We start from the raw sequence: 12,318 nt of genomic DNA, 5'->3' as shown, positions 1-12,318 counted from the left end.
ATGTCCCAAACAGTTAATATTCAAGATCAATACTTAAATCAACTTCGAAAAGATCGAATTTTCACCACGTTATTCCTTACGAACGGCTTTCAGCTGCGAGGAACGGTGAAGGCTTTTGATAATTTCACGGTGCTTCTGGAAACAGAAGGAAAACAACAATTAATTTTTAAACATGCTATTTCTACATTTGTTCCTTCTAAAAATGTAACGCTTGACAAAGAATAAGGGAAACAATAGCGCTATTATTTAGATAGCGCTATTTATATGGAAAAAATATAATAAAGCAGGTGATCATTATTGAACGTGTATTACTTTTAGCGGTACTGCATCAAAAACTTGAAGAAGCATCCTTTTTTTATTCATTAGAAGAATTACAAGCACTTGTTACTACCGTACAAGGAACGGTTGTGGATACGGTTGTACAAAAAAGACAAAGCCGTCACCGGAAATATTATATTGGAGAAGGCAAGTTGGAGCAAATAACTGCATTGGTCGAGGAAGAAGCTATCGATGTGGTCATAGCTAACGAGGAGTTATCTGGTGCACAAATACGAAATCTACAAGATCATCTAGCGGTAAGAGTGATTGATCGTAGTCAACTCATATTAGATATTTTTGCTTCGAGAGCCCAGACGAAAGAAGGGAAACTACAGGTCGAACTCGCCCAATATGATTATATGCTGCCACGTCTGCATGGCCAAGGCAGTCAATTATCCAGACTGGGAGGTGGTATCGGTACACGTGGCCCTGGTGAAACGCAACTGGAAACCGATCAGCGTCATATCCGCAATCGTATGGATGATATCAAACGTCGATTGAAACAAGTAGTCAATCAGCGAGAGCAATATCGCGAAAACAGACGGCGAAACCAACTGTTCCAGGTTGCGGTAGTTGGCTATACAAATGCTGGGAAGTCCACACTTTTTAATCAGCTGACCAAGAGCGAATCACTACAAGAAGATCAGTTATTTGCTACCTTGGATCCACTTTCCAGAAAAATGGTACTCCCTTCTAACATGCAGATTGTGGTAACCGACACGGTAGGCTTTATTCAGGACTTGCCGACATCATTAGTAGCTGCTTTTCGTTCGACACTAGAGGAAGTGACTGAGGCCGATCTCATCTTGCATGTGATGGATGTCCATGCACCCAATCGTGAAGAACAAGCTCAGACGGTCGACCGTTTGTTAACGGAATTAGGTGCGGATCAAGTGCCTGCATTGACCCTTTTTAATAAAAAAGATTTGATTGATCCCATTTCTTTTGTCCCCTCATCTTATCCATATTTGTTAGTCAGCGCCTTTGACGAACAGGATATTCAAAAGATTAAGCAGAAGGTAGAAGACATGATGAAAGAAGGCTGGGCAGAATATAGCGGATTCTTACCAGAACAACGGGCAGACAAACTTGCCCGCATTAGACAGAACAGTATATTAACAGAAGAGACTTATAATGAGGCATTAGCAGGATATTATCTGAAGGGTTTTGTGGATCCTGAACACGCCATTATGAAAGAGATAAAGGAGTTACAGAAAGAATGACGAGTAAGCATACAGCGTTATCAGACGCAGAACAAATTGAAAAACAGATCCAACCGTTGTTTGACGCGGTGCACCACAATGAATATGTCAATCAACAAAAGGTGCTGGATGCTTTTAGACAGCACCAAGTAAGTGACAGTGATTTTAATCCTACGACCGGTTATGGTTATGATGATTATGGTCGGGATAAATTAGAGGCCGTTTATGCAGCGGTTTTTGGTACAGAAGACGCCCTTGTACGCCCACAGCTAACTTCCGGTACGCATGCAATTAGTACTGCTTTATTTGGTGTGTTACGACCGGGTGATGAGCTGCTCTATATTACGGGTAAACCTTACGATACATTGAACAAGGTTGTTGGTCACGATCAGCATGTCGCAGGATCTCTTGTAGACTTTGGAATTAGATATCGTGATATCGCCTTAAAGCATGGTCAAATAGATATTGCCGCTGTCACAGAAGCTATCAGTGAGAAGACAAAGGTTGTGGCGATTCAACGTTCCAAAGGTTATGACAGCCGTCCATCTATTACTATAGCTGAACTAAAAAAGGCAATAGAAGATATTCGTGCGGTTTCTAAACAGGTGATTATCTTTGTCGATAATTGTTATGGAGAATTCGTAGAGCAGCAAGAACCAACCGATGTAGGAGCAGATTTGATGGCTGGTTCTCTGATCAAAAACCCAGGTGGTGGTATTGTAAGAATGGGAGGCTATATTGGTGGCAAACAAACATTGGTTGAAATGGCAGCCAATCGACTAACGGCACCGGGTATAGGGAAAGACATCGGTGCAAGTATCGGTATGTTGCAAGAAATGTATCAAGGTTTATTTCTGGCGCCACATGTGGTGAGTGAGGCGTTAAGAGGTGCTATTTTTACTTCTGCTTATTTAGAACACTTAGGTTATCGAACCAACCCACGTCACGATGTTAAACGAACCGATCTGATACAGTCGGTCACCTTTGACACGGCAGAACAAATGATAGCGTTTTGCCAGGCTATTCAAAAATATTCACCGATTAATTCGCATGTATTACCATATCCCGCCCCGATGCCTGGTTATCAAGATAAGGTAATTATGGCGGCTGGCACCTTTATACAAGGAGCAAGCCTGGAATTAACCGCTGACGGTCCAATCAGACCACCTTATACAGCATTTGTGCAAGGCGGACTCACCTACTATCATGTAAGGCTTGCAGTTACACAAGCAGCAAAGGAATTAGCATAGTAAAAAATCATGTTAACTTTCTTAACATCTGTTGACATCAAACTTACATCGTGTATAATATAATTATAGGAAGCAGTAGAAAGGGGTGACGAACATGAGTGATATAGATAGACGTACCATGCCCTTGTTTTCTATCGGTATTGTTAAATCATTAACTGGCTTAACCGCAAGACAAATCCGATACTACGAGCAGCATCAGTTAATTCATCCATCTCGAACAGAAGGAAATCAGCGATTATTTTCATTTAATGACGTAGATCGCCTGCTGGAGATTAAGGACTTGATTGAAAAAGGTTTAAATCTTGCAGGAATTAAACAGGTGCTAGAAATGGGAGAGATCTCGAAAAAAGAAGAAAAACGAAAATCTGATGAAATTTCGGAAAAGGCCTTGCGTAAAATGCTGCAAAAAGAGTTGCTGGATTCGAACAAGCCAGGTAAAACTTCGTTAAGACAGGGAGAATTATCAAGGTTCTTCCATTAAAACATAAAGGAGAGAGTTAATGAAATGGGATTAAGCAGAGAAGACATCAAGCAAAGAATTAATGAGGAAAATGTAAAATTTATTCGCCTGCAGTTTACTGATTTATTAGGAACCATCAAAAACGTGGAGATTCCTTTAAGTCAATTAGACAAGGCGCTAGATAATCAGATGGTATTTGACGGTTCTTCAATCGAAGGCTTTGTCCGCATTGAAGAATCAGATATGAAACTATATCCAGATTTAGATACCTTCGTTGTATTCCCATGGACATCGGAAAAAGGGAAAGTAGCCCGCTTTATTTGTGATATCTATAATACTGACGGTACGCCATTTGAAGGATGTCCACGATATAATCTAAAAAGAAACTTAGCAAAAGCAGAAGAATTAGGTTTTTCAGCTTTTAATATTGGTACAGAACCCGAATTTTTCTTATTTAAACTGGATGAAAAAGGCGAACCGTCATTGGAATTAAATGATAAAGGTGGCTATTTTGACCTTGCACCAACCGACTTGGGTGAAAATTGCCGTCGAGATATCGTGTTAGAGTTAGAAGAAATGGGCTTTGAAATTGAAGCTTCACACCATGAAGTGGCTCCTGGCCAACATGAAATTGACTTTAAATATTCTGACGCCGTTAAACATGCTGACGATATCCAAACGTTCAAATTAGTTGTCAAGACGATCGCTCGTAAACACGGTCTGCACGCAACATTTATGCCTAAGCCTTTATTCGGAGTGAATGGTTCTGGTATGCATTGTAATATGTCTTTATTCAAAGGAAAGACGAATGCATTCTTAGACGAGAATGGACCACTACAATTAAGTGAAACGGCTTATCAATTTATTGCAGGAACGATCAAACATGCGCTTTCTTTCACGGCTGTAACGAATCCAACCGTTAATTCTTATAAACGCTTAGTTCCTGGATATGAAGCACCATGTTATGTAGCGTGGTCTGGTTCTAACCGCAGTCCACTAATCCGTGTTCCAAGTTCTCGCGGATTAAGTACACGTGTGGAAGTCCGCAGTGTGGATCCTGCTGCCAATCCTTACTTAGCATTATCGGTTTTACTAGCTTCTGGACTTGATGGGATCAAGAACAAGTTGGAAGCACCAGAAGCGATTGACCGTAACATTTATATTATGGATAAAGAAGAACGTGAAGAAAATGGGATTGACGATCTCCCAGCTACACTTGCCAACGCATTAGATCTCTTGAAGAAAGATGAAATAATCACCGAAGCACTTGGCGAGCATCTTTTTGAACACTTTATCGAATCCAAAGAAATCGAATGGGATATGTTTAGAACACAAGTTCACCCTTGGGAAAGAGAACAATATATGTCGTCGTTCTAATAAAGGGAAACCCTTGGCACAGTTGGTGTCGGGGTTTTTCTTTTTGTGGTTGAGGGGGGGGAGAGCGGGAGGTGAGCGCCACGATCATGCCACGAAATACCTAAAAAATGATTCGCTTAAAATTAGTTATTGTTAAGCGTTTAAACATCGCATGATTTTCATTTTGTTGCAGAAGCGTATGTTTTTATTCAATATTTAATCATCAAATTTTAGAACAAACGAAAATACTAACTTAGCTAGTGTTTTCCGCATTAGAAGGTGTTTCGTTTTCCTTTTGATCAAGTGGAGACGGTTCCTTATTCATCTCTTCCAATAATAGAACCATTCGCTTTTTTTCTGAGTCATTCAGTTCATCATATCTATCTAACTCTGCTTTTAAAAAGTCGATGGTGGGATTGTTTTTCTCTTTGCCATTTATAAAATAAGTTGTTAATGAGCTAGTAAACATACCAATCAAACCTATTCCTACCACCATTAAAAATATAGCTACTAAGCGGCCAATGATGGATTGCGGAGAGATATCACCGTAACCTACTGTAGTTGTAGTAACGATGGACCACCAGAGGCCATCTGCATAGGAATCGATCGAAGGTTCAAAGTGTGTCACAAGAATCGATGATGAAAAAAGCATGATTATGGATAAAGAAAATACTTTATTTAGACCATTTGTTTGAAGTATCTGTTTTAATGTCTTTGAATGCTTAGTTCCTATAGAAATTAAACGAATGATTCGAAAGAGTCGCACTAATCTTGCAGAATGAAATATCGCATCTAATGGTATCGCAGCAATAATATCAAAGGGATTGTTTAAAATATATTGAAATTTATTTTTGCTAATAATGATTCGTATTATGACATCTACAAAAAGTAAAAACCACACAATTCTATCAAAGATCATTCGATAATCATTCTCTGACCATATGAATATAACGGAGAGAAGTGCTAAACATGCCAAAACTATTTCATATATTGTTATTATTTTACTAGACAATTAAATCACCCACAATTTATAGAATTAGTAGATTATAGCGTCAATTATCCGGATTGACACTGCTTGTACAATTGTTCGACAAAGGATCTACCATATATTCAATATCGATTTCATTTACATGTAGCCCCAAATAACCAAAAGAAGGAATTCTTCTATGGTTACTTTACCGCAAAAAACACTAGGTTTCAATCACCAAATTAAATAGACCTATGATGGAAGAACCTGTTTGTTTGATATTGTAGAACCATTCATTTCGAAAATTGGATGAAAGACAAAGAGGTTCCGTTCAAAATGAAGTGTAAAACTAAACATCTTTGGTAAAAAACACATTCCTGGCTCGTGATCATCCGATTTGCTCGTATTAAATTTTTTTCACATAAAAAAATCCAGCCTTCTGATTGCAGGATCCAAATTATCCTTTTTATAGGTAGCTAGTCCAATCGGGCTGGCTGCTTTTTTTATATAATAAGAAGGAGGTTTTAGGATGACTATTACGATGAAAAGGCAATTGGTCGATAAATCCATTGCTAATGAGTTAACGTATGGAACAGGCAATGAAATTAGGTATATTGTCGTGCATGAAACAGGCAATACAGCACAGGGGGCTGATGCACAAGCACATGCTAATTTACAATCGCGAGGGAACAGTCGTGAGGCTTCTTGGCATTATCAGGTTGACGATAAAGATATGATTCAATCATTTAAAGATCATTATCGTTGCTGGCATGCTGGGGGTAGGTATAACCATTATTCCATCGGTATCGAAATCTGCGTCAATGCTGATGGCGATTTTAAAAAAGCAGTTGCTAACACCTCAAGGCTTACAAAGTATCTAATGAAAAGATATAATATCCCCCTAACCCATGTTATTACTCATAAAACAGCTTCTGGTTGGAAAGACTGTCCTCATTATTTACGAAGCGGGTCTAAAGGTATTACTTGGTTAGATTTTATTGGAACATTAGACAAATCATCGGAAAAGGTGATGATAGAAAAAGGGGAAGTTTCTCTTTCAACGCCCACACCTAAAGGTCAGCTAGGACTCGTAGATTGGATGAATAGCAAGGGGATGGATGCCAGCAAAGCAAATAGAAAAGTGCTTGCAAAAAAATACGAGGTGACAGGTTATGATTACTCTGCCATAAAAAATATCGAACTATTAGCAGCGTTGCAAGAAGAGGACCCGATGACAAATAAAACGGCCAAAATAAAAAAAGGAGCCAAGGTAACCTTATCCAATGCGGCCAGTAGATATGCAACTGGTCAGTCTATACCGGCAAATGTAAAGGGACAAACGTATACTGTACAACAGATTAATAAAAATCAAGTATTACTCCGAGAAATTTACAGTTGGGTTTATAGTTGGGATATTGTTGGCCAAGAAGCAGTAAAATCCGGAGCTGACCTTACCGTTGATGGAAAATGGGGAGATAAAGTAACGACGGCATTGCAAGAAGCGTTGGGCACTACGGTAGATGGGGTGATTAGTAACCAGCTATCTAATGTCGTGACCCAGGCATTATATGGCACGGTGACCTGGGGAACGGATGGCAGTCCAATGGTCAAGGCACTACAGCGCAAGATTGGAACTAAAGTAGATGGTTTACTAGGTCCAACTACCATTAAAGCGTTGCAAAAATATCTCGGCACCCCGATTGATGGAAGGATTAGTCGTCCATCTTCTGTAATGGTTAAAGAACTACAAAATCGATTAAATACAGGTGCTTTCTAGCGAATGAAGTCCAGGCCAGAAAAGCCTGGACTTGTTCGTTTGCTCTCTAGTTATGCCATGAATAAAATAAAAATCATTTGTGAGTAAACCAAACACAATCAGGTTTGAATACCTCTCTCTTTTTAAATATAATTGTTTATTACTAACTTGGAACTTGCAAGAATGCAACTCTTTTGTCAAAATACATATATATCATACAGGGGAAGTGGACCAAATGAAAAAGTCGGATCAAGATTTGATAAGTTGCCCAAAGTGTGGCGGAACGTTACTTTACCAAGATGAATGGCAGCAAGCACTACAGAATTACGATATAACCTCTCATTCTTTTTATGATATTACACTGGCGATTTATGAGAATAGGATACCAAAATATATTTGTCGAGATTGCAAAGTGGAGATATTAGTAATCAACTAAATTCGCTTCATTAAATGCATTTATTAACATAAGCTACAATGTGAGCATGCGAGGTTATATAAATATCAGTCTATAAATAAAATATAAAAGGGGTTATGATCGTGTACAAACGTATGATGCTTTGCTGCCTTGTCTTGTTTATAGGTATTCTCTTTATCTCCTCAACTCAAGTTTCTGCGAAAAAAGAAGATAACGTGTTAGTCATTTATACGATAGAAGAAGATAGCCAGATCAAAGAAGTAAGGGTATTGGATACATTGATTGGTCAGTTTGCCAGTGACTATCAATTGGTCCAGGATGATAAGCTCCCTTCATTGGATCTACATAATTATTCCCGCTTGATTTATTTTGGTGCAGGAAAAAATGAGATATCTGCTCAAGCCAAAGAAATAATTGATCAGTTTGAAGGATCTGTTTTTGCTATCGGACATAATCTGGATCAATTCAATCCACGTTTTGCTTGGGTGGACATAACGGGAGAAACACTAGTAAACCAATTAACATTTACACAAGAGCCAATCGGCCAAACATTATCAGAGGATCATATCGTTTATCAACTAGAAGGAGAGAAGGCACAAGTACTGTTGAAGGGAAACGATAAGGTACCCTTAATTGTTAAGAATAACGGAGATTATTATTTTGCAGCACAGAGTTTATTTTCCCCTTTCGGTGAAGCCTTAACCGAAGCTTTTCGTGCGTTCTTTGATGAAAAGAAGGAAGCGCATATTCGATATCTTCGCTTAGAGGACATTCATCCGATGATAGATGCCGATCTATTGCGAGAACAAGCAGAGTATCTTCAAGCAAAAGATATTCCCTACTTAGTAGCTGTCATCCCTGTTTATACAAATGAAGCAGGGCAAACCAAGCATTTATCAGATTCACCTAAGCTTGTAAAAACATTAAAATATATGCAGGATAATGGGGCAAGTATGATTTTACACGGATACAAGCATCAATATCGCCGTTCAGAAACAGGGGAAGGTTTTGAGTTTTGGGATGTCGAAAATGATCGCCCTATTTATCAAAAAGCAACGGAAGAACCTAAATTTCGTGACGATTTTACATCTGAGGAAGCATATCAATCGTTTATTGCACAGGGCGAGGCATATGAACGCAGGTATATTGAAGACGCAATTAATCGAGGAGTGGAGGAATTGACAGCCCATGGTTTATATCCGTTAGCGATGGAAGCCCCTCATTATACCATGTCTCAACAAGGTTACGAAATCCTATCAGAACATTTTACTTCTTATGTAGGACGTTTGCAGTTGACAGATTTTACGTGGGAAAGGGATTATGCCCCTATTTTTGAGTCAACCCCTGCTTTTTTGCATGGAATGACAGTATACCCAGAAACTGCGGGTTTTATTGAACAAGAGAACAAGCAATCTTTTGTTGATATGCAGCATAAGGTGCAAGAATTGCAGAAATATAAACAAGCCTATATTTCTGCATTTTATCATCCTTATCTTGGATTAGAAGGCTTAAAAAAAGTGGTAAAAAATCTAGAACAGGCAAGTGATGCGGCATGGCTTGATTTGAAGAAAAAAGATAATTTGGTACAAACAGAGTTGATCACGATCGCATCAAAAGATGGGGAAATCGAAGTGACAAAACCGTTTGCTGCAAGTGATTATGAAAAAAACATTAAATTAAAACAAAGCCTGTATGTCATTATACCAGGTCTGATTTTCTTTATAGTAGTTATTTTACTGCTAGTAAGTAAATTTAGAAGACCGAGATCTTAATGTCTGAAGATCATTCGCACCAGTAAGAGTAATGACGAGAGGAATCCAAGGAGCTTTCGGGGCACCTCTCGTAGGCTAGAACGAAGCGTGATATTGGTAGGGCAAGACTTTGAGATACTCTCATGTTAAGATAGTATTTATTTATACACCTCCTTCATCATGCAAAACATCCCTTTTTTGATCTCCTTTACGTTCATTCTCTGGCTCCACGTGTATGGAAATATGGGCATTAGCGAATGTTTCTCGGATCCTTAATTCTATATGGTCACACAGGTCATGCGTTTTCTGAATCGTTTCATGAGAAGGAACGACCATATGGAATTCAATATATTCCACTGCTCCAGCCCGTCTGGTTCTGAAGTCATGAATCTCTATATATTCGTGATGAAACATTTGGATAATCTGGAGGATTTCCTTCTCTTCTTGCTGAGAAAGCTTAGCATCTAATAACGGTGGGAAAGCCTCTTTGATTAATTTTACCGCTTCTAGCATGATATAAATCGCTAAAGCTATTCCAATCAACGGGTCAAGGAAATGCCATCCAGTCAGATAGACAAGTAGTAATCCAACTGCTACGCCGAGAGAGGTGTACACATCCGTCAACAGATGAAAAGCGTTGGATTTCATGGCAATGGAATGGACCCTTTCTCCTTCCTTTTTAACCAATTTGGATACAATGAAATTAAGAATCGCACCTACAAGCATGATGGCAATCGCTAAGAATGGAAGTTTGACAGGCTCAGGTGTGAATAGCTTGTGGAGACATTCGTAAATAATCCAGAAACCAGCCACAAAAATGAGCAGAGTTTCTAAAGTGCCAGAAATATTTTCTACCTTACCATGACCAAAAGGGTGCCCTTTATCAGCTGGTTTTCCTGCAACTCGAACAGAAATAAATGCAATAAAGGAAGCCAATAAATCTAGTGCAGAGTGGATAGCCTCTGAAATAACGGCAATGGAACCAGTCCACAACCCGACGATTAATTTTAAAACAACGACAAAAGAATTACTTAACACAGACAAAAATGCAATTTTATCAGTTCGTTTCATCCCAACATTCTCCTACCTTTTATGGAATAGAGAATAAGTATAACAAAAGAAGGCTGAGTGGGTCTATAGCAACCTTTTGGTTCATTTCAAATTATATATCTGTTTCGAAAAAGAGTTGAATATATCTAATAAATATCGTCTAATTCAACCATCCTATTGTCAATATGTCCTTTCAGAACTATTTAATAATGCAGTATAAATGGGATAGATTATTTTTTACATCCTTTGTGATTGAATTATGTTATACTGTTTATGCTTTATAAGCCATTACCCAACAACTCATTATCATCATATAGCAACAAAGAGAAAGGAACGATTATAAATGGAAGCCAAAAGAGAACAATGGGGTACAAGGATGGGATTCATTCTTTCGTCAGCTGGTGCAGCCGTAGGTCTGGGAGCTATATGGAAATTCCCATACATGACTGGTATGAATGGTGGAGGTGCGTTCTTCTTTCTTTTTATACTGTTCACCATTTTGATCGGTTTACCCTTATTAATTGCTGAATTTATCATTGGAAGAGGTGCACAAAAAGAAGCGGTCAGTGCTTATCAAAAGTTAGCTCCAGGCAGTCTATCATCACTGATTGGTTATTGGGGAGTTGTCGGTGCGTTTATCCTATTATCATTTTATGGTGTAGTAGGCGGGTGGGTTTTGCTATACACCGTCTTATCTATTCCAGGAAAAGTCATTTCCAATAACGCGGATTACGGGCAGTTATTTGCTGATATTACAGGAAACCCATGGCTTACAATTACGGGTTTGGCGTTGTTTATTCTTCTGAACGCCTTTGTTATTTCATCGGGCATTAAACAAGGCATTGAAAGATACAGTAAAATACTGATGCCGCTTCTATTTATTTTCTTTATCATTATTGTTGTGCGTTCTCTTACTTTTGAAGGAGCGATGGAAGGTATTCGTTTCTTTTTACAGCCGGATTTCAGCAAATTAAATGGTGAAAATATATTGAACGCCTTAGGGCATGCTTTTTTCTCGCTGGCAGTTGGTATTTCAGTGATGGTGACTTACAGCTCTTATTTACAAAAAAATATTAGCTTAAGTCATTCAGCGACATCTGTATCTATGATGAACATCCTGGTATCCTTTCTAGCTGGTTTAGCTATTTTTCCAGTTGTTTTTGCCTTTGGTTTAGAACCTGCGGAAGGACCAAGTTTATTATTTATTGTTTTACCAGAGGCTTTTTCGCAAATGCTGTTTGGAGAGCTGTTTTTAACTTTATTTTTATTATTATTTTTATTTGCTGTGTTGACCTCCTCATTCAGCATGTTGGAGATTATTACCTCTGCGATTTCAGAAAAAATCTCTTCTTCACGTAAGTCGATTGCATGGATCGCCGGATTTTTCGTTTTTATAGCAGGGATCCCTGCTGCCTTGTCTTCTAATGTGTTAGCTGACTTGATCATTTTTCAAAAAAGCATATTTGATGCCAGCGATTTTCTGGTAAGTAATATCATGTTGCCAGGAGGATGTCTTTTTATCGCCTTATTTGTTGGGTTTAAGATGGATCGTGATTTAGTACATCAAGAATTTTTCTTTGGAAATCACTTCGGTGAAGGAGTATTTCAATTATGGTTTGGTGTTATTCGCTGGTTGGCGCCTGTGACGATTATTGTTGTTTTTCTATACTCTCTAGGAATTATTTACGGATAGCGAGATAAGCACCTCTTAAAAAGGATAGAGGTGCTGTCAATCTGCAAAACACCCTCTCTTTACAAGATTTCCTTATTGTGCGGCTTAGGTACTTTATGGA

At 38.6% G+C, this 12,318-nt stretch carries 11 protein-coding genes; 9 read left to right on the top strand and 2 right to left on the bottom strand.

Translation table 11 applies throughout. The annotated features are described in order from the left end of the window. The 5 genes from hfq (at position 1) to glnA (ending at position 4,607) form a co-directional block, all read left to right on the top strand. Positions 1-225 carry an RNA chaperone Hfq gene (hfq, locus tag BN6556_RS17005; protein WP_066193654.1) on the top strand — a complete coding sequence of 75 codons (225 nt, stop codon included), beginning with the start codon at positions 1-3 and terminating at the stop codon, positions 223-225. A 62-nt stretch (positions 226-287) separates the two neighbouring features. Further along, a complete protein-coding gene (gene hflX / locus BN6556_RS17000; RefSeq protein WP_316245334.1) occupies positions 288-1,541 on the top strand; it encodes a GTPase HflX in 1,254 nt (417 codons plus the stop codon). Beyond that, positions 1,538-2,770: a methionine gamma-lyase family protein gene (locus BN6556_RS16995; RefSeq protein WP_066193652.1), complete on the top strand. Its 1,233-nt coding sequence runs from the start codon at positions 1,538-1,540 to the stop codon at positions 2,768-2,770. Before hflX ends, BN6556_RS16995 begins: the two co-directional genes overlap by 4 nt. A gap of 94 nt (positions 2,771-2,864) precedes the next feature. Further along, positions 2,865-3,251, top strand: coding sequence for a MerR family transcriptional regulator (locus BN6556_RS16990; RefSeq protein WP_066193650.1), 387 nt, complete (start codon positions 2,865-2,867; stop codon positions 3,249-3,251). 24 nt (positions 3,252-3,275) lie between these two features. After that, positions 3,276-4,607, top strand: coding sequence for a type I glutamate--ammonia ligase (gene glnA / locus BN6556_RS16985; RefSeq protein WP_066193647.1), 1,332 nt, complete (start codon positions 3,276-3,278; stop codon positions 4,605-4,607). A 232-nt stretch (positions 4,608-4,839) separates the two neighbouring features. On the opposite strand, the gene BN6556_RS16980 is transcribed toward glnA, so the two are convergent. Beyond that, positions 4,840-5,562: a potassium channel family protein gene (locus tag BN6556_RS16980; protein ID WP_262361336.1), complete on the bottom strand. Its 723-nt coding sequence runs from the start codon at positions 5,560-5,562 to the stop codon at positions 4,840-4,842. A 520-nt stretch (positions 5,563-6,082) separates the two neighbouring features. On the opposite strand from BN6556_RS16980, the gene BN6556_RS16975 reads away from it, so the two are divergent. From BN6556_RS16975 to BN6556_RS16965, 3 genes are all read left to right on the top strand, one after another. Continuing rightward, on the top strand, positions 6,083-7,330 hold the full coding sequence (locus tag BN6556_RS16975) for a peptidoglycan recognition protein family protein (protein ID WP_066193643.1): 1,248 nt from the start codon (positions 6,083-6,085) through the stop codon (positions 7,328-7,330). Positions 7,331-7,544: 214 nt separating this feature from the next. Further along, entirely contained in the window at positions 7,545-7,745 is a 201-nt protein-coding gene (locus tag BN6556_RS16970) for a hypothetical protein (protein WP_066193641.1), read from the top strand. 101 nt (positions 7,746-7,846) lie between these two features. Continuing rightward, positions 7,847-9,496, top strand: a complete 1,650-nt coding sequence (locus BN6556_RS16965; protein WP_161485721.1) for a DUF2334 domain-containing protein — start codon at positions 7,847-7,849, stop codon at positions 9,494-9,496. A gap of 141 nt (positions 9,497-9,637) precedes the next feature. Here BN6556_RS16965 and BN6556_RS16960 read toward each other — a convergent pair whose 3' ends face one another. After that, the gene (locus BN6556_RS16960; protein ID WP_066193640.1) at positions 9,638-10,546 is read right to left on the bottom strand and encodes a cation diffusion facilitator family transporter; all 909 of its coding nucleotides are present in this window, start codon (positions 10,544-10,546) and stop codon (positions 9,638-9,640) included. Positions 10,547-10,868: 322 nt separating this feature from the next. On the opposite strand from BN6556_RS16960, the gene BN6556_RS16955 reads away from it, so the two are divergent. Continuing rightward, positions 10,869-12,218 (top strand): sodium-dependent transporter, encoded by a 1,350-nt coding sequence (locus BN6556_RS16955; protein ID WP_066193638.1) that lies wholly within the window; start codon positions 10,869-10,871, stop codon positions 12,216-12,218. Positions 12,219-12,318: the final 100 nt, after the last annotated feature.

It is taken from the genome of Gracilibacillus timonensis, assembly GCF_900086715.1.
GTDB lineage: Bacteria > Bacillota > Bacilli > Bacillales > Amphibacillaceae > Gracilibacillus > Gracilibacillus timonensis.
This window is presented reverse-complemented; position numbering and strand designations above follow the sequence as displayed.

What these genes read in the sequence shown, in the direction of transcription:
- hfq (WP_066193654.1), top strand. Translation starts at nt 1, where the DNA reads ATGTCCCAAACAGTTAATATTCAAGATCAATACTTAAATCAACTTCGA.
- BN6556_RS16995 (WP_066193652.1), top strand. Translation starts at nt 1,538, where the DNA reads ATGACGAGTAAGCATACAGCGTTATCAGACGCAGAACAAATTGAAAAA.
- BN6556_RS16990 (WP_066193650.1), top strand. Translation starts at nt 2,865, where the DNA reads ATGAGTGATATAGATAGACGTACCATGCCCTTGTTTTCTATCGGTATT.
- glnA (WP_066193647.1), top strand. Translation starts at nt 3,276, where the DNA reads ATGGGATTAAGCAGAGAAGACATCAAGCAAAGAATTAATGAGGAAAAT.
- BN6556_RS16975 (WP_066193643.1), top strand. Translation starts at nt 6,083, where the DNA reads ATGACTATTACGATGAAAAGGCAATTGGTCGATAAATCCATTGCTAAT.
- BN6556_RS16970 (WP_066193641.1), top strand. Translation starts at nt 7,545, where the DNA reads ATGAAAAAGTCGGATCAAGATTTGATAAGTTGCCCAAAGTGTGGCGGA.
- BN6556_RS16960 (WP_066193640.1), bottom strand. Translation starts at nt 10,546, where the DNA reads ATGAAACGAACTGATAAAATTGCATTTTTGTCTGTGTTAAGTAATTCT.
- BN6556_RS16955 (WP_066193638.1), top strand. Translation starts at nt 10,869, where the DNA reads ATGGAAGCCAAAAGAGAACAATGGGGTACAAGGATGGGATTCATTCTT.